Genomic DNA, 19,261 nt, shown 5'->3' on the forward strand with positions numbered 1-19,261 from the left:
TTAAGGAAAATAAAAACTCGTTGATGAATAGTTTTTCTGCTAGGTACAGGAACCCATTTCAAGCCATTTGCATAAGCTACTGCATGACGAACGCCTAAAATGCTTGAAAAGGAGTTTGAGTACTTACATGAATAATGAACCTTTGCATAACCAACCTAATCATGAGCTTGAGAATGAATTCGACTCGGCTCGTTCTCCTGTCATTGTATCAGTTCCACCATTAGTCGGCCCTGGTCCTTACGGTCCTGGACCTTTTACACCTGGACCTTGGGGAGCTCCTGTGCCTCCTTACGGACCTGCTCCTTGGACGCCCGGACCTTGGGGAACTCCTGTGTCTCCGTATGGACCTTCTCCTGGGCCATGGATTCCTGTTCCTCCAGGCAGACCTGGACCTTGGAATGTTGTTCAACCTGTAGATACTACTGATTCATCACAAACCCCATTTTACCAGCAATCAATTCCTGCTACACCGCGCGAGGAAGATCAGTTTACTGAAGGAGAATGGATAAACGAGAAATCCTCTTATGATGTTAACGCTGAAGAACGACCTACCCCTGGGTCAGGACACGGACCTGGACATGGATCTGGTCATGGACACGGACCTGGACATGGGCCTGGACCTTGGGGACCTGGACACGGGCCTGGACCTTGGGGACCTGGACATGGACCTGGACATGGGCCTGGACCTTGGGGACCTGGACACGGGCCTGGACCTTGGGGACCTGGACACGGGCCTGGACATGGGCCTGGACCTTGGGGACCTGGACACGGGCCTGGACATGGGCCTGGACCTTGGGGACCCGGACCTTGGGGGCCTGGACCTTGGGGGCCTGGACCTTGGGGACCTGGACCTTTAGGGCCATTCGGACCTTGGGGACCAATCATCCCGCTGCCAATTCCTATTCCTTTCGGGGGAGGACGTGAGCAATATATTTATATTACGATAAATGGCGGTGTAGCATATCCTAATGCGACTAGCTCTTACCGATTAACTTATCAGCCAGGTCTAACTGTTTATGATGCTCTTAATAGTACTGGTGTGATTCAAATATCTCCACAAGGAGAAATTATCGCTGTAAGTGGAGTAGCTATAGGCGGCAATGTCAGCTATACTTTACAGCTTAATGGGCAAATGATACCTGTCTCCATGATGAATCAACAACTACAACCAAGCGATCAATTGGTATTATCGATAATTGTTAGTTAATTTCTGAACAGTGTCATGATTTTGATTTAAAAATAAAGAGCTGTCCAAAAAGTCGTGTAAACCTGACCTTTTGGACAGCCGCTTTATAAAAAATATTGCAAAGCTACAGTGCTTTCACTTTACTGCTTAAAAGCTTTAATTGCTCATCCTCGTAACCTACTCGGAAAGTGATTTGCTGTTTTACAAAATTATATGCTCCTTCGACTCGTTGATCGGCAGAGATGACGACAGTCACCATGGCTTCATCATCTGTTAATGAAATATGCTCATCATCAATTGAAATATTACGCATATGAATATAGCCTTCACGGAATTTTACATAACTCGTACTTTCCTGCCAATTGCTGCCCAGCAGCTTATAAGCATAGATGTAGTCGCCAATGTTAATTGCATCGTAAAAATGCTTTACTAAATAAGAAGCTAACTGATCTAGCGGTTGCTTTTCTTCTTCGGAAACTGTCTCCTCATCTGTAAGTGACAAGCCAGGCAGCATCGTCATTGGCTCCTTCGACCAGCCCTCAATTAGTGGAAGCACATTGACAATAGGGATGCTAAAACCAATTGAGCTATTTTCTAGACCTGCTGAATTAATCCCTAATACCGCACCCGTCGTTGCATCAACTAATGGACCACCGCTATTCCCATGTGAAATTGGCGTTGAAATTTGATATAAATCCGTATAAGTGTACGGTGGAATCTGTAAACTACGGCCAACACCGCTTATAATTCCTGTCGTCACTGTATTTTGGAAACCAAGCGGACTACCTACTGATAGCACTTCATCCCCTACACTTGCTTTTTCGTACTTCACTAAGGATAGACTTTCACCGCCCGCAAGCTCTGGCACTCTTACTACAGCAACATCAATATCGGTACTGATACCAATCACTTCTCCAGTTAGCTCACGAGCATCTGAAGTTTTGACTCGTACATGACGGACACCAGTAACCACATGAGCATTGGTAATCAAATCACCTTGATCATTGTATAGAAATCCGGAGCCTTGATTGCCCATATCTGTTTCCAGCATAACTACATACTTTTGTGTTTCAAAAATAATATCCTTCAACGATTTAGTTTTTTCTCCAACCGCAATTAATGGTGCACCATTTAATTGTCTTGGCACGAGCTCTTTGATCTCAGCATATGCAATAATTCCTCCACCAAGCATAAGGAGAATACCAACGATGACCAGTATTGCTCTCCAGTTCATGAAATCCTCCCACACATTTACCGTAACATTTTTATCTTTATTCCAGGCTCCAAGTTCCTTCAACTATTTCTAACTTAATGTTTTGCCCCGTTGCAAGCTCCTCATCCAACACAACAGAAAACGTCATCCCTTCACCAGAAGCAACGTTATCTGGAGTTACACCAATTGTCCCTGTTTTCAATACCTCTCCTTGTTCGGAGGTAATTTTATACTTTAATGAAACGTTATAGATGGTGCGTGTCGCTACATTTTTCATGTGAGCAACAACTACAAGATCCCCCATTTCATTCATAACCTGTTCAAAATTAAGCAGTTGTACTGCAGCTGTCTGATTGATGTAATCCTCGGCAGCAGCTTCTTCCATTGCTTGCTGAATTCGTTGCTCCTCAGCGCGAGCATATTCCTGCTGTTGCTCGTTAATATTTCTTTTTAATTCTACTAATTCTTCATCACCACGAACCCAGCCCAATGCTTCATCAATTACTGATAAAGCATTCGTATAGCGTTTACGCTCAACCAGCTTATTCACTTCCGCTGTTGTTGTTGTGCGAATCCGTTCAATAATCTGTTCTTTAAGCACTGTTGCTTCTTCACCAACTAAACCATTTGCCACATTAAGCAGATTGCCAAGCTCTTCAATCGTTCCTAATCTACCAAGCTCATTTGTTAAACTTAATACCGTATATTTCATATTAAGCTCTTCAAGTCGCTCACGATGTTTATTAAATACAGGCTCCTTATAGCCTTTTAGCTCCTGACGCAGCTCCTCCAACTTTTCCTCAGCTTCACTCTCTTTGCCCTGTTCTATGGCGTTTTCTAATTCATCCCCCATTCGATCAATTCGAATCGCATGATAAACCATAGTTTCATCTTGGGTTAATGCAGCAAAATTAGGTCGAAGCTTTATCGCATCCTGCAAAAGATTGAGCGATTGTTCATAGTTTCCAGCCATCGCTTCAACTCTTGCCATCGACTGTAAATTTAATACTTCCTCATTTATATCCAGCTCTTGTTTATAGAAATGGAATAATACCCCTAATATCGTTGCAAATAATAAAACAAATCCTACTGTAGCTTTTAATGCAAAATTATGATTGCTTCGCATCATCGCTTTCTTTTTCTTCTCATTGGTTGGCATGTTGGTTTCAACCGTAGCAGCTACTTCTTGCTGCTCAACTGAGAGTTCAGTACTATCATCGGGCCAAATACCGACCTTCTGTACTTTTGTTATGTTGTGCTGAAGCAATTTTCTTCCACATTGGCTACAGTATATAGCATCCTCAGCAAAGCTTCTTTGACAGTGATGACAATACACTTTTGCTCAGCCTCCACCCTCTGGTTCAGTAAATCTATCTAATTTTCTATTGTCTCTACTCTATTCTACCCTAAACGACTATTGTTCTCCATTTCAAAAATAAACCATTATCAATAAATGGTTCTTTTTACCTGGAAATATAGTGTCACAGATATATACGAAAGAAATCAACTTTAGTTTAGCTTTTCTGTAATTAATCGCGTACATCTTATAAGTTTACGATATTGTAACGAAAAAATGTATATCCCTCAGCTAATCGTCAAATCTTATTAGAAGTGAACTTAACGTGAAAGTTGAATGAACTGTGTTGACAATCGTTACAGTTTATTATAACTTTATATTACGACAACTGTGCTATGTTTCATTACAGTTATAGAATTGAACAACGGAGGAAATCATAATGTATAAAACAGTCATTATCGGAACTGGTCCTGCAGGACTTACAGCAGCAATTTATTTGGCACGTGCAAACATGTCCCCTCTTGTAATCGAGGGTTGGCAACCAGGAGGTCAATTAACAACGACTACAGAAATTGAGAACTTCCCAGGCTTCCCTGAAGGTATTTTAGGTTCTGAGTTAATGTCCAATATGCGTAAGCAAGCTGAGCGCTTCGGTGCTTCTTTTAAAACTGGCTCTGTAAAAAGCGTAGATTTTAGCAAACGTCCATTTGTGCTTGACGTTGAAGGTGCTGGCGAAATCGTTGCTGAATCTGTTATTATCTCCACTGGCGCTTCTGCAAAATATCTAGGTATACCAGGTGAGCAAGAAAACATCGGTCGCGGTGTAAGTACTTGTGCAACATGTGACGGATTCTTCTTCCGCGGTAAAAAAATCGTTGTTATTGGCGGCGGCGACTCAGCAATGGAGGAGGCAAACTTCCTTACTCGCTTCGCAACATCAGTTACAATCGTTAACCGTCGTACAGAGCTTCGCGCTTCTAAAATTATGCAAGATCGCGCACGAGCTAACGAAAAAATTAGCTGGGCACTTAATCGTACACCAGTTGAAGTGCTTGCTAATGGCATGGGCGTAACTGGCTTAAAAGTACGCAACAATGAAACTGGCGAAGAAGAAATTATCGAAACTGATGGCGTATTTGTCGCGATTGGTCATAGACCAAATACTGCTTTCCTAGGCGGACAAATCGAACTTGATGCGAACGGTTATATCATTGTAAAACCAGGTACAACTTCAACTAACATTCCAGGCGTATTCGCATGCGGTGATGTTCAGGATACAGTATACCGTCAAGCCATTACTGCTGCTGGTACAGGTTGTATGGCTGCCCTTGAATGTGAACGTTTCTTAGAGGGCTTAGAATAATCGTGCATGAACTAATGCTTGTATAATATAAGTACACAATAAAAAGCGATGGTGCTTTGTTGCTGAAGAGTAATTACTCCTAAGAACAAAGGTAAACCATCGCTTTATTATTACCTCATAATTACCTCATCCTCTAGCCTTTTAACGAACCTGCTAATGCCCCAGCAATAAAATACCGCTGTAAAAAGATAAACATTAAAATCATCGGCAATGCAGTAACAATAACCCCTGACATCAATAAAGGATAATTTGTAATATATTCGCCCTTAAATTGTAACAACGCCAGCGGCAATGTCATCTTGCTTTTTTCTACAATCAACAGCATTGGGAACAACAAATCATTCCAAACAATAACGAATAAAAATGCTGCTGTTGTTGCTAAATAAGGCGCCGTTAACGGTACGACGATTTGTAGGAACAAGCGAAATTCACTTGCTCCATCAATTTCTCCCGCTTCAATAATCTCTTTAGGCAATGTTTTTACAAAACCTGTTAGCATAAAGACACTAAGCGGCAATAAAATTGTTAACGTCACTAATATCAAGCCGAAATGACTATTCGTTAGTGAAAAATCACGCAGCAATGAGTAAATTGGAATCATATTTACCTGTGAAGGTATCATTAGACCGATTGCAAAAAACGAAAAAAGTAAGCCTGCAATTTTACTTTTGCCATAACGCATAATTGCATAAGCAATACTGCTCGATAATAATAGCTCTAAAGCAACCGTTACTAAGGTAACTACTGCGCTATTCCAAAAATAACGCCACATCGTCTGCTTAGCAAACAAGCTTTGGATATTGTCGAATGTAAATTGTTTTGGCAAAGATACAGGGTTAGCAAAAAACTCTGCATTACTCTTAAAAACCGTAAACAGAACGATAAGCAGAGGGGCAATAATCATACATGCGAAGCCAATTAATAGTAGTTTACCGAGTGTACGCAGCATACTTTCCCCTCCTTAATAGCTGACACGATCCGTACGTAACAGCTTAAATTGTAAAAATGTAATAAGCGCAATTAGCACTAAGAAAAATACCGATGCAGTTGCTGCCTTGCCAAAGGCATAGTTTAAAAATGCTGTGCTGTAAATATAAGTAGAGATAATTTCAGTTGAATAGTTAGGTCCGCCACCGGTCATCGTAAATACAAGGTCAAATGCCTTGAACGATTGAATCGTCGTATAGGAAACAACGATCGCTGCAGCAGGAGCAAGCAGCGGCCAAGTAATGCGAAAAAACAGTCCTACCTTACTAGCACCATCAAGCTTCGCTGCTTCATGTAACTCAGGCGGAATAGACTGTAATCCCGCAATGAACAGTACCGCCATTTGACCGATATGCGCCCATGCCTGAACAGCAGCAATCGAAAAAATGGCTATGCTTGGATTCCCCAACCAATTTTGTGCTAAATTCTCTAAGCCAATGAGCGTTAGAAACTTATTAAGCGCCCCTAAATTAGAATCATAAATAAATGTCCAAATAAAGCCGACGGAAACAGAAGACAAAATGGTAGGCAAAAAATATAACGCTCGCAGAGCAACATTGATTTTAGATTTTTTATAAATTTGCAGCGCCAGCAGCAGTGACACAATGGTTTGTACAATAACAACCATGAACATAAACTTCACGTTATTGCCAAGTGATTTTCTAAATATAATATCCTCGCTGACCTTTTCATAATTTTGCAAGCCAACATACTGATAGGACGGCGATAAGCCGTCCCAATTGGTAAAGGAATAGTAAAGCGCTGATATGGTAGGGTACATAAACAGCACCGTATATAAAATTAACCCTGGCAAAATAAACGGAAGTAATCTTAGATGCTTTTTCATCTTATTCATCATCCATTATTGAGCAATCTGCTGCTCAACAATAGCTTGTGCTTCTGCTGCTGCTTGTTCAGGAGATACCCCACTTAACACTGCTTGAATTGAATTTGTTACTGCTTTTTGCACTTCTGCATTTTTAATCGTAAAGCGCGGTTGGAAGCGTGTTTTCTTACTTGTCCATTCACTTACGATCTGTAATTCTTCTGATGTATATTCTACATCTTTTACTGTGACGTTTTGCCCTGTGCCATTTGCATATTCACCAGCAATGTCACTGCGGCTTAAAAATTCAATAAATAGCTTTGCTTCTTCTTGATGCTTAGAGCGACTGTTTACCGCTAGCATAAACGTTGTTGTATGAATTCCTTCATATACCGCTTCATCTTCAGAAACGGTAATTGGAGCTAATAGTCCTTGCTGTAAATTCGGATTGCTAGCCTTGTTTGATGCAAGATGGAATGACCCTGTTCCAAGAATCGCAGCTTGTTCTTGCACGAATAAAGCAATGGATGAATCCTGTTTTGCACCAACCGCATCCTTTTGGAAGTAGCCTTTATCATTTAACTCCTTAAATTGAGAAAGTGTTTTAACCCACCAATCGTCAGTTAACTTCGCTTCACCCGCTTCAAGCTTAACAAAGATGTCTTCATCTGGCGCGTTGTTCATTACCATTGAGTTCATTAGCTGACCAGGGCCAATATCTGCACCTGGAAATGCGATTGGCGTAATGCCAGCTTGCTTAAATACTTCCAGTGCTGCTAGCAAGCTATCCCAGTCTTTTGGAACTTCAACATTATATTTTTCAAACAGTCCCACATTATAAATTGGAATATTATAAACCAATTGATAAGGCAGCGCATATTGTTTACCATCTTTTTGACCTGCAGTAATTAAATTCGGCTCAAAATTATTTACAAAAGCTTCATTTGATAAATCTGCCATTAACTCTGCATTCGCAATTGCTTCAAATTGTGCGCCTGGGAATACTGTGAACACATCACCAACCGATCCGTCAGTAATTTTTGCCTGCGCAGTAGATTGATATTGATCAGACGGAAAAACTTGTGTCTCAACTTTTATATAAGGATATTCTTGCTCGAATTTCGCAATAATGCTGTCCAAAACTTCAACATCTTCCCCGCGCCAATGAATGAAGCTTAATTTCACATTTTCCTTTTTCTCATTATCGCTATTGCTTTGATCAGCACTGCTATTAGAACTATTGCCGCCTGTTGAAGCGCTGTTGCTACTGTTATTGTTACTACCGCAAGCTGAAAGAAGTAAAATAATTGATAATAATAAACTTAACCAACCTAACTTTTTCATAAAAAGACCTCCTAAAGTGCTCCAGCTAAGCCTCGCTCAGCAAGCTTTTTGCGTAATAGTGGCAATAATAGTCGCCCTGAAATTTCTGCTTCCTCCAAATGAGGATAACCAGATAAAATAAACGAAGTAATTCCTATATCTACAAACTCGAGTAAACGTTCAGTAATTTGCTCTGGTGTGCCAACGAAGGCAACTGCTCCGCCCCCGCGAATAGCAGATAGCCCTGCCCACATATTTGGCGCAATTACATAATTATCTTCAACAGATTGATTGAACAAATCCATTTGTCGATTTTGCCCAACTGCATCGGTTTTTGCATGCAGCTTCTCTCTAGATTGCACAAGCTCAGGATCGGCTTTACTTAAAATGTTCCACGCTGCTGCCCATGCTTCTTCTTCAGTTTCACGGACAACAAGCTGTGCTCTCATACCGTAGCGCAGCGAGCGTTCAATCCCTTGCTGCTCTTTAAGCTCCTGCAAATACCCTTTCATTTCATCAATTTGTGACTTTATCCAATCTAGCGGTTCAGCCCACATTAAATATACATCTGCGGTTAATGCTGCAGTTTTCTTGCCTGCTACTGAACTTCCGCCAAAGTAAATCGGAGGATGAGGTTCTGTTTTAACTGCTGGCTGACATGATCCGCCTTCAACGGTATAATGTTTACCTTCAAAGTTAAAGCCGCCGCTCTTCACATCTCCTGCTTCCCAGACTCCCTTGACGACTTGTACGAACTCCAAGGTTCGCTCATAGCGCTCATCATGCTTATCATAAAGCGGATCGCCACACGCTTTTAAGTCCTGAGGGTAATGTCCCGTTACAACATTAACTAACGCTCTCCCGCCAGACATTTGGTCTAATGTGGCAGCATTACGTGCTGCTAGCACTGGAGAAATTAAGCCAGGACGCAAGGCAACAAGCGTTTTTAACTTCGTTGTATGAGCAGCAATCCAAGATCCTACAACAAAACCGTCCCAACAATCTCCGCCTGTAGGAATTAAAACAAATTCATAACCTGCCTGTTCTGCTGTCTTAGCAACCTCCGTTAAATATTGCGGAGATGCTGGTCTTTGTGGGGGAATCCCAATAAATTCGCCATCTCCAGTCGTTGGTATGAACCATCCGACCTCCACTTGTTTCTGTGCTGACATAAGTACCCCTCCATATATTTAATCGTATTGTAAAAACTTTATATATATAATTGAGGGTTTTCCTTGATATATAAGTCTCGGAAAGCAAAAAACTTGCCACCCCCATAGTTTTAGGTTAAAAGTAAGGTTACCACACCGAACACTTAATCCCAAACAACTAGGAAGTGACAAGTTTGTATCCTCAATTATTAACCTATTTACTTGAATTTATCAAGTACCAAGATCAAATTATTAAAACTTTACTTACTCTTCTTATCGGTAAAAACATGTTTGATAAACCTAAAGAAGAGCCAATCAATAAACCATATCGTAAGCTTCAGGTGGATGATCTTCCGATCAACGAAACTCTTCAGAAGCTTGATTATCGAATCCTTCTAACAGAATACCTAGAGAAAAACGGTAAACATCTAAAGCCTGTTCAAAGGCGTTTGAATGCAAAGACGACTGTACCTAAATCTATGAACTGTCCGAAGTGTGGTGCTCCATCGGATTATCTTTATGCCAATAATGGGGGCAAAGGACAGTATCAATGTAAGGTATGTTCCTGTCTGTTTAATGATAAGAGCCGCTATTTGAAAGAGGCCATTTTAAAGTGTCCTCATTGTTCTAAGACTCTTGAAAAAATCAAAGAGCGAAAAGACTTTAACGTGTTCAAGTGTAAAAATAATGATTGTCCCTATTACCAAAAGAAACTAAATGGTATGTCTTCGAAAGAGAAGAGACAGTTTAAAAAAGATCCTCAATCCTTTAAGTTAAGATACATTTTCCGGCAGTTTCACATCGATTTTCAGCCATTGTCTAAGTCTTCCCCCAAAAAGCCCAAGGTTGATTTATCCAGGCTGTATGCGTCGCCACATACTTTGGGGCTCATTTTAACCTATCATGTCAACTATGGACTTTCGGCCCGTAAAACAGCTGCACTCATGAAAGATGTACATGGGGTAAGCATATCGCATCAAAGTATTTTAAATTATGAGAATGCAGTTGCCCTAATACTTAAGCCTTACGTAGATTATTATCCCTACGAACTTTCTGACCAGTTCTGTGGAGACGAAACCTACATCAAGGTGAATGGGCGTTGGCATTACTTGTTTTTCTTCTTTGATGCGGTAAAAAAGATTATTTTGTCTTACCCAGTATCGCCAAATCGGGATACAGTGTCAGCAATCCGTGCCATTGATGATGTCTTAATGAAACTGAAAGAGATTCCTAAAGATCTTACATTTGTGGTGGATGGCAATCCGATTTATCTCTTAGCTCAGCACTTTTTCGCTCAACACGATATTCAGTTCGACATCAAGCAGGTTATTGGACTTACCAATGAAGATCCTGTGTCAACGGAGTATAGGCATCTCAAACAAGTTATCGAAAGACTAAATCGCACATTTAAAGGCAATTATCGTTCAACACACGGGTTTGGATCCGAACAAGGATCTGTTTCTTTTGTGACCCTGTTTGTAGCTTACTTTAACTTTTTAAGGCCTCATTCTGCATTAGAAGGTAAGGTGCCAGTGCTTAATCCAGAGTTACTGCAGCTCCCGAATATGCCTGCGAGATGGACTAAACTGATCGCTTTAGCACAACAATGGATTAACGAACAACAACCAGCCTAACTTTTTGGTTTAGCAGAGCCCGAAGTAAAAACGAGCAATCGGCGGAGCGAACTCTTGACAAACCGAACTAGCCAATGGTTTAAAATGGAAAAACCAAGGGCTATTTAGCATGCCTTCTTTTTGTCCCCGTCGCCCTTGTTAAAGTAGAGTCAAACCATTGGCGTGTTTGTCAAGAGCGATTGCGTGGCCTTTCCACCCAACAAATGGGAGACGACCCGAACACCTATTGAGTTTTCATAGAACTTTTGACACTACCTATTTAATTAACTTTTTAGTATAATCTTAATATCCCATAGATTTACTTGGATTAATATGATATAAGTAGATTACATAAAGTTGTCACAATAGTCTATGTCCATTTGTTGCGGATTTAGTTGTCAATTTGTGGGTGTTAAGCTTAAAGTAAGGAGGGACAGCAATGAATTTAACAGAAGTGATTAATAAAGAAGATATGAATGAACATGAGCAGGAATGGCTTACAATCTATCCATTGCAGCCTACTGAATATGAGAAACAAAGCAGCTTATGGCCGCTGCGCGTTGGATCAAATATTGCTAAGCCACATTATCATATCGGTCCGCGCGTAACACAATATTATTATTTATTATGTGTTTTAGAGGGTGAAGGAACGTTTATTCACCAAAAAAAGAAATATGACCTGCGCGCTAATGATATTTATTGCTTGTTTCCTCAGGTCATTCATGAATATTACTGCAATCCCAATAAACCAATAAAAAAACTAATTCTAGCTTTTGATGGCAAACAAGCGTTAGCAACGCTAGCAAGGCTCGGATTGTCGCCTGAGCAGCCACATCTGGCAGACCGTGTAAACGCTCAGACGATTTCAGCTTTTTTGCATATGTTCCATCAGCATCAACAGCCACTTGAACGACTGCATGCTATGTATGCAATCTTTCAATCTTTAGAAATAAAACACGGACATACTCCTGCCCAATCACCTTCGCTAGATTGGCTTGAGAAAGGAAAGCAATATATTGAACACCATTTTTCTGAACCGATTACAGTAGAGCAAATTGCCCAGCTTGTTAGAGTGGAGCGGACTCATTTTTCCAAAATGTACAGCAAAGTATATGGCATTTCTCCGCTCGACTTTTTAATCCAATTAAGAATGCAGGAAGCGGAGCTATTGCTGGAGCACACTAGCTATAAAATTGCTGAAATCGCGCAAGCAGTAGGCTACCAGGATATCTCCTCCTTCTCCAAAGCGTTTAAGAAGCGAGTTGGCATGTCACCAATTGCATATCGAGAAATGCTAAGTCATCGTAGTGAAAACAAAAACGCTCTATAGTACGTCATAGTTACATGAAACCAAGCTTTAAATGACTATATTTCAAGAGCAAGCGACTTAATATATGCAACTTATTATGTTCCGAAGACAAAAGCTTCACTTCATTTCGAATCCTCAAAAAAGAAAGAACTGCAAAAGCTAGATATGATTTACAAAAATATAGTTTTAAGAAATAGAGGCTGGAACAATGCCAGCCTCGATCTCAATTAAGATTATCACGTAATCCTTTTCCTATTTAGTTTAATTCCACAATTGCTTACGCTCTTCGTATTTTAAGATTCCGCTTCATAATCAGTTATTGCCTGCTTGCCGAGCAACGTTAATACGGCATCTTCCATTGGCGGATTGTGCAAGCCAAAGCGCACGTCGCGATACATTCTTTGCAGCGGATGATCCATGGACAGACTGTGAGCGCCAACAACGCGCATTGCTTTATCGACAATAGATAATGCAGTTTGAATTGCAGTTATTTTTACCGCATTTAGCTCTGCAACTAACAATTCTGGAGCAATTTCTAATCGATCCCATCTTGCTGCGACACTGTACATATAGTGGCGCGCTGCTTGCAGCTCCAGTTCAATTTGACCAAGCTGTGTCATAATATGCGGAAGCTGAATAATTGGTGCTGGCAAGGAAGTTGGGTGATAGTTATAGGCAAATTTTATCGCTTCTTTCCTTGCAGCAAGTGCAATTCCTAGATAACAAGCAGGGATATGAAGTAACGATGGCGTAGCAGCTTTTGCTGTCTTACAGAGCATTGCTGACTGAGGTACAATGACATCGTTCATTACCAAATCATGACTAGCGGTCCCACGCATTCCTACCATATCCCACGTCTCTTCAATAACGACGCCACTGGCATTACGGGGAAAAATAAATTCAGCCGCTTCGCCATTTTCCAAGCTTGCAATAACAATAAAGTAGTCCAATGCTGGAGATAAAGACGTAAAGGTTTTTCTACCATTTAGCTTATATGAGCCATCATCAAGCTGAACGGCTGTAGTTAACATTTTCCCGCCACGAGTTGGACTGCCTGATGTTTTTTCTGTTACTGCTTTATTGAGCAATACTTGCTTCTCGACAATTTCCCGATTTAGTTGCTCTATTACAGTTGGTGAATAGTTCTTTTTGAAATTCATATCATGGACAACACTTAAATGCCAGCCAACTGCAAGTGCAGTTGCTGCATCAGCCTGTGCCAAACGCTCTTGATACATAACAAGCTCATATAGCGATATTCCTTGTCCACCAAAGCTTTTAGGCACGGGATAGGAAAAGTAGCCGATTTCACGCAATGCTGCAATATGTTCATAAGCAAAGCCATTCTCCTCGTCTGCCCGCTTCGCTCCATCCTTAAAGCTATCTGCCAAACCGCCGATTGTTGCTAACCGCTGCTCCTGCTCCTTTGTTACAACAAATAAATGATCTAATCGTTTCATCGCCTTCGCCTCTACTCATTAATAAAATGTTTATATAAAAAATTAGGTATTGTAGTTTTACAGTTCCTTTGCTCTCTACTGCAGTAATATGCTGTTGTTCATTAACTATACCAAGCGCAACTAACTGCTACAAGGCTATCTACAAACTATGATACCATTCGCACATAAAAAAGCATGTGTCCGATTTCCGAACACATGCTATCGCTAAAGCGTGATTGCTTAGCTTTTTTCTGGGCTAGACTTAGATCGCCTTTATAGTTTTTGTCCTTGTACCAGATCACCACGCACCCATTCCTTACCACTTGCAAATGTGATCGGAATGACTAGATCGCTGTCATCTTCTACTTGCTTCATCACTTGGAAATGAATATGAGCTTCCGAAGAGTTGCCAGAATTACCGCAAAGACCTAACACTTGTCCCTGCTTAACCTTATCGCCAACCTTTACCGTAATCGAATTTTGCTTAAAATGAGCGAGCATACTTACTTCCCCATGATCATGCTGAATAACGACCATATTGCCCTCTGCCTGTTGCTCATTCATTTCCCCTGGAATATTGTCAGCAATACCATCGACAACCGCAATGACTTCACCATCTGCTGGGGCAAGGACTTCGGCACCAAAGGCATAGTAGCTTTCATTATTCAACGGATCACCAGAATACGTATAACCATCCTTCATTATTACAAAATCATAGGCATAGCGTACATGCTCATATTCATAATGATAGTTTTCAAACACATTTTTTCCTCCCCAATAAACTAACCATTCATTAGCAAATGGAGGCTGAAACATTGTTTGTGAATACATTTCATCGGTTTCAGGATAGCTTGTTAGCTGCAGCACCTGCAAGCCAATAATTTGATTCTGTTCATTTACAGAAGCATTAATAGCCTTTTGCTTCGTGTTATCCTTCCATACATACGAGTTAAATCCATTTACGTTTACCGTTGAGCTTAGTTCAAAGCTATCTACCCCTTCAATAAACTGCTCGCCAATAGATTTAAAATCTTGTAACGAAACAATGTCTTTCATATACTCGTCAAATTGCTCATAAAGATGATCATATTTTCTCTCTAGTAAAGCATTAGCTATATCAACTGCTTGGATCAAGCTATCCCTATTACCAGTTTGCACCTCGTTTGAGATTGATTCTTTTATTTCCTCTTTCACCTCGTTGATGACAGCTCCTTTTTCCTCATTTTTCGCCTCACTACAACCGATAAGCAATAAAGAAACAGCGACCGCAGCAAACACTGGTTTCATATATTTTTTCATCTCTACCTCTCCCTTATATTTGTCCCTTGATTTATCTGCACTTAGTATACGCTGCTAATCTTAACTGGCAAAAAACGCTAGCTTACATATGACTTAACTATTTTGCGTGCTAAATAAAAGAGTTAAGGTAAAGTTAAGATTCAGTTGCTGTTATCTCCATGGTAAGATGTAGAAAAATAGCTCAATAACATTGAGGTGAATCAACTTGCACAATGCGAAATTGCTTATTGTTGATGATGAGCGTGCCATTGTCGAAATGATGACAACTGTATTAAAAAAAGAAGGATTTTTACATATCGATTGCGCTTTTAACGGAGAAGCGGCACTAGAGGCGTGCAACCAAACAAAATATGACCTTATTCTACTCGATATTATGATGCCTGGGATAAGCGGCTTACAGCTTTGTCCCTTAATTCGGCAAACAACCTCAGCGCCAATTTTGTTTATTACTGCGAAAACGTCCGACCTTGATGTGCTTTCAGGCTTTGCTGTTGGCGGCGATGATTATATTCGTAAACCGTTTAATCCTTTGGAGGTCGTTGCACGAATCCGTGCTCAACTGCAACGTTATTTAAGTAAAGCCCCCTCCGCAATATCTTCAAGTTTGCAGTCAGCATCTGCTAGCTTACAGCCAGCAGAACCAGCTCAAGATTCCAATTCACCAAACACGGCAGAAGTTATATATGACTATGGGCATTTTCAAGTAAATGAAACAACCGCAACTTTAACTGTAAACAATAAAGAGGTTCATTGCCCAGCGCTTGTATTTCAATTGTTGCTTTTTCTCTGTAAACATCCTAATCGAGTTTTTAGTAAAAGCGAGCTGTACGAGCGCGTCTGGGGAGAGTCGATGTTGAATGATGATAATACCGTCATGGTGCATATTCATCGTATTCGAGAACGTATCGAACGAGATCCAGCAAAACCGCAATTTTTAGTAAATGTTCGTGGCATAGGCTATAAATTAGTTCCTCGCCAGCAGTCATCAGGAGGTAAAGAATGCTTCGTAGACGATTAACGATACGCTTTGCTGGACAAATGATTATTGTCACTTTACTGCTCATCATCGTTGCTACCTTTATTATTGCTTGGATGATTAATGAAATAGAAGAAATTGAAATGAAGCGAAGCTTTGCCCCAACTGGTATTTCCAAGCTAATCGAAGAAGCAACCATTGATAAGAACGGCCTCATCGTTAATGACTCCTTGCTTAAGCAATTAGAGCAATATGGTACCTGGCTGCAAAGTCTAGATGAGAACGGGAATGTTCTGCAATCATTCTATACTCCTGACGATGTGCCAAAGCAATACATCCCTGCCCAGCTAATGAATTACTGGGTTGGTATAGAACCATTTTCCTATGATCTTGGCTTATGGATTCAACAAAAAGAGGATCGACTTTTTATTATGCTTTATGGGCAGGAAAAGTCCACATTAACGAATTTAATACCTATTTTTAAGAGGGCCTCAATTGCTGATCACTCCATTATTTTGCCGGAGTCAGTTCAGCAAAAGCTGCTCCAAGATCAAGCTTGGATGCAAGTATTAGATGCTGAAGGCAATGAAATCGCCGCTTGGAATAAACCAGCTAATGCGGGAAACAAGCTAACACTTTCTCAGCTAGCCCTGCAATATAATTACCCAGAACGCTATGGTTCGAGGCTGCAATCCTATTTTGATAAAGAAACCCAGTTAACTTGGATCCTGCATTCACCATTGCAATATTCTGCTGGCAGCTTAGCAGCATCTCCCGACGCAGAGCTGCGCGTAATCATTATTGGTTTAGTTGCATTTATCATCGCAGCATTTGTCATTATGTTAAGCTTGGCATTCGGTTATGCTAGCTTATTTATTAGACCGATCTTTCAATTAGTAAAGTGGATTCAGCAATTGGGCAGTGAGCAAGCAAAGCAATCCGATAATCATCAAGTTACCTCCTCCAAGCAACGTAAACATCTGTTTAAGGAGGTTAAAGATGAAATTGATCGACTAGCCTTAGCACTAGCTGCCAATAAACAAGCCGAAGCTCAAACACAAGCCTATCGTGAGGAATGGATTGCCGGTGTTACTCATGATATGCGAACCCCGTTATCCTCGATCCAAGGCTATGCTCATATGCTTGCTGCTGAACAATATAGTTGGAGTGAGCAGGAGGTCCGCTCTTTTGCCTCTATCATTCTAGAAAAGAGCCAATATATAGACCAATTAATTGAGGATCTTTCATTAACTTATCGCTTGCGCAGCGGAAATCTGCCAATCGTTTTAGAACGACATAATATCGCCATAGTATTGCAAGAAGCAGTAGAACGAGTAGCAGTAAGTCATGCTGGGCAAAACTATAACATTAGCTGTACTGTGCCTAGGGAGAAGAAGATTTATCAAAATATTCATCTACCTTGGTTTGAACGTATTATCCATAATTTAATTGTCAATGCAATGCTTCATAATGACAGCAATACATCGATCATGGTTCATTTAGAAGCGTTAACGAAAGATAACTGGGCAATTCATGTGCAAGATAATGGAAAAGGAATGGACCAAGAAACAAGTCAACGTCTGTTTGAGCGCTATTATCGCGGTACAAATACTGAGCAAACAAGCCTTGGCAGCGGTCTTGGAATGGCGATTACAAAAGAGCTTGTACAAGCGATGGGCGGTAAAATTAAAGTTACTTCCCAGCCAAATAAAGGCACCACGATAAGCTTATTATGGGAGAGCAACAAAACAGTCTAATATAGACTGCTTCTATATAATTTGCTTTAAAATAAAGGAGCTAGCTGATCAACATCATTGATCGCTAGCTTCCTTTCTTTATTTAAGCCTATTAAGCATTACTTATTTAATGACGACATACTCTAGGTCTACAAGCTTAGCATACGTTACAATTTGGTCTACGCTTAAGTTTAAGGAAACAACTGTATGGTGACCGCCGCCATTTTCAATCCAAGCTTTTACACCGTCTTGGAAATTAGGTTTAACTTTCCATAGCACTCTAGCTACAGGAAGCTTAGGTGCAGGTACTGTTGGTTCAAACGCTTCAATTTCATTAATTAGCAGCTTAAAGTGGGTACCGAAGTCAGCCATTGATACAACCACACCGTTGCCAGCTTTACCATCGAATACTAGACGAGCTGGATCTTCACGGTTACCGATACCTAACGGAGAAACTAAAATTTTTGGTTTATTGCTTGCAAGACTAGGGTCAACCTCTAGCATATGAGATTGCAGAATGGCTTCCTGTCCCTCTGCTAACTCATAAGTATAGTCTTCCATAAAGCCAGTGTTTTGGTTATGGCTCATCACTTTTAATAGACGGTCAAGTGCAGCTGTTTTCCAGTCCCCTTCACCTGCAAAGCCATAGCCTTGTGCCATTAGACGTTGCACAGCAAGGCCTGGAAGCTGCTTCATGCCATGTAAATCCTCAAAGTTTGAAGTAAAGGCATTGTAACCGCCGCGATCAAGGAAGCGTTTCAAGGCAATTTCGTATCTTGCTTGAACTTTAACACTTGCCTCCCAATCTTCTTTGCTGTAGTCGCCATAGTCAAAATCGTAAAGCTCACGATACTCTGCAAACAGCGCATCAACCTCTGCATCGCTCACTTCGTTCACAACTTGCACAAGATCACCAATGCCGTAGTAGTCAACTGTCCAGCCAAATTGGATTTGTGCTTCTACCTTATCACCTTCAGTTACCCCTACATTGCGCATATTATCGCCAAAACGAGCTACTTTAATGTTAAAGCTTTCATTGTAAGCAACCGCAACATCCATCCAATCAGCAATTTGTTTGCGAACTTCTGGACGTTTCCAATAGCCAACAACGATTTTATTTTGCTTTTTAAGACGAGCATTAATAAAGCCGTATTCACGGTCACCATGAGCTGCTTGGTTCAAGTTCATAAAGTCCATGTCAATTGTAGCCCAAGGAATGCTCTCATTATATTGCGTTGCAAGATGCAGCAACGGTTTTTGCAAAAGCTTTGTGCCGCGAATCCACATTTTTGCAGGCGAGAACGTATGCATCCATGTAATTACACCAGCAACCTCATCGCGATAGTTAACTTCCTTCATAATAGAAGTGATTTTATCTGCACTTACGGCAAGATCTTGGACAACAAGCGGATATGGCAATACACCGCTATTGTTTAATTCATCTGCCATTTCCTGTGCATGTGCTTTAACTTCTGCAAGAGCTTCTTCTCCATAAAGATGTTGAGAGCCTACTACGAACCAAAATTCTTTTTTTGCTGACATA

At 40.8% G+C, this 19,261-nt stretch carries 15 protein-coding genes; 6 read left to right on the top strand and 9 right to left on the bottom strand.

The features are described 5' to 3' along the window. The first annotated feature begins 127 nt into the window (after window positions 1-127). Complete coding sequence (locus AC2TDL_RS06330) at window positions 128-1,207, top strand: hypothetical protein (RefSeq protein WP_484699358.1); 1,080 nt, start codon at window positions 128-130, stop codon at window positions 1,205-1,207. A gap of 103 nt (window positions 1,208-1,310) precedes the next feature. Here the strand turns inward: AC2TDL_RS06330 and AC2TDL_RS06335 are convergent, their stop codons facing one another. Then, the gene (locus AC2TDL_RS06335; protein WP_484699360.1) at window positions 1,311-2,420 is read right to left on the bottom strand and encodes a S1C family serine protease; all 1,110 of its coding nucleotides are present in this window, start codon (window positions 2,418-2,420) and stop codon (window positions 1,311-1,313) included. 37 nt (window positions 2,421-2,457) lie between these two features. Continuing rightward, window positions 2,458-3,666, bottom strand: coding sequence for a hypothetical protein (locus AC2TDL_RS06340; RefSeq protein ID WP_484699362.1), 1,209 nt, complete (start codon window positions 3,664-3,666; stop codon window positions 2,458-2,460). Window positions 3,667-4,135: 469 nt separating this feature from the next. Here AC2TDL_RS06340 and trxB point away from each other — a divergent pair, with 469 nt between their 5' ends. After that, entirely contained in the window at window positions 4,136-5,059 is a 924-nt protein-coding gene (gene trxB / locus AC2TDL_RS06345; RefSeq protein WP_484699364.1) for a thioredoxin-disulfide reductase, read from the top strand. A 133-nt stretch (window positions 5,060-5,192) separates the two neighbouring features. Here trxB and AC2TDL_RS06350 read toward each other — a convergent pair whose 3' ends face one another. Genes AC2TDL_RS06350 through AC2TDL_RS06365 form a run of 4 tightly spaced genes read right to left on the bottom strand, consistent with a single transcriptional unit; the run spans window position 5,193 to window position 9,367 of the window. Continuing rightward, window positions 5,193-6,008 (bottom strand): carbohydrate ABC transporter permease, encoded by an 816-nt coding sequence (locus tag AC2TDL_RS06350; RefSeq protein ID WP_484699366.1) that lies wholly within the window; start codon window positions 6,006-6,008, stop codon window positions 5,193-5,195. 12 nt (window positions 6,009-6,020) lie between these two features. Continuing rightward, window positions 6,021-6,893, bottom strand: a complete 873-nt coding sequence (locus AC2TDL_RS06355; protein WP_484699368.1) for a carbohydrate ABC transporter permease — start codon at window positions 6,891-6,893, stop codon at window positions 6,021-6,023. 15 nt (window positions 6,894-6,908) lie between these two features. Continuing rightward, window positions 6,909-8,216 (bottom strand): ABC transporter substrate-binding protein, encoded by a 1,308-nt coding sequence (locus AC2TDL_RS06360; protein ID WP_484699370.1) that lies wholly within the window; start codon window positions 8,214-8,216, stop codon window positions 6,909-6,911. A gap of 11 nt (window positions 8,217-8,227) precedes the next feature. After that, a complete protein-coding gene (locus AC2TDL_RS06365) occupies window positions 8,228-9,367 on the bottom strand; it encodes an LLM class flavin-dependent oxidoreductase (protein ID WP_484699372.1) in 1,140 nt (379 codons plus the stop codon). Between the two features lie 173 nt (window positions 9,368-9,540). Between AC2TDL_RS06365 and AC2TDL_RS06370 the strand changes: the two genes are divergently transcribed. Further along, window positions 9,541-10,980 carry an IS6 family transposase gene (locus AC2TDL_RS06370; RefSeq protein ID WP_484696056.1) on the top strand — a complete coding sequence of 480 codons (1,440 nt, stop codon included), beginning with the start codon at window positions 9,541-9,543 and terminating at the stop codon, window positions 10,978-10,980. 418 nt (window positions 10,981-11,398) lie between these two features. Further along, complete coding sequence (locus AC2TDL_RS06375) at window positions 11,399-12,289, top strand: AraC family transcriptional regulator (protein WP_484699374.1); 891 nt, start codon at window positions 11,399-11,401, stop codon at window positions 12,287-12,289. Window positions 12,290-12,561: 272 nt separating this feature from the next. Here the strand turns inward: AC2TDL_RS06375 and AC2TDL_RS06380 are convergent, their stop codons facing one another. Next, window positions 12,562-13,728, bottom strand: a complete 1,167-nt coding sequence (locus AC2TDL_RS06380) for an acyl-CoA dehydrogenase family protein (RefSeq protein WP_484699376.1) — start codon at window positions 13,726-13,728, stop codon at window positions 12,562-12,564. A 252-nt stretch (window positions 13,729-13,980) separates the two neighbouring features. After that, complete coding sequence (locus AC2TDL_RS06385) at window positions 13,981-15,006, bottom strand: M23 family metallopeptidase (RefSeq protein WP_484699378.1); 1,026 nt, start codon at window positions 15,004-15,006, stop codon at window positions 13,981-13,983. A gap of 205 nt (window positions 15,007-15,211) precedes the next feature. Between AC2TDL_RS06385 and AC2TDL_RS06390 the strand changes: the two genes are divergently transcribed. Together AC2TDL_RS06390 and AC2TDL_RS06395 are read left to right on the top strand one after the other, a co-directional pair. Further along, on the top strand, window positions 15,212-16,024 hold the full coding sequence (locus tag AC2TDL_RS06390; protein WP_484699380.1) for a response regulator transcription factor: 813 nt from the start codon (window positions 15,212-15,214) through the stop codon (window positions 16,022-16,024). Continuing rightward, window positions 16,006-17,739: a sensor histidine kinase gene (locus AC2TDL_RS06395; RefSeq protein ID WP_484699382.1), complete on the top strand. Its 1,734-nt coding sequence runs from the start codon at window positions 16,006-16,008 to the stop codon at window positions 17,737-17,739. Before AC2TDL_RS06390 ends, AC2TDL_RS06395 begins: the two co-directional genes overlap by 19 nt. Before the next feature lie 102 nt (window positions 17,740-17,841). On the opposite strand, the gene araA is transcribed toward AC2TDL_RS06395, so the two are convergent. Further along, entirely contained in the window at window positions 17,842-19,260 is a 1,419-nt protein-coding gene (gene araA / locus AC2TDL_RS06400) for an L-arabinose isomerase (RefSeq protein WP_484699383.1), read from the bottom strand. Window position 19,261: the final 1 nt, after the last annotated feature.

The sequence above is a fragment of the Paenibacillus sp. plas6 genome, assembly GCF_057221655.1.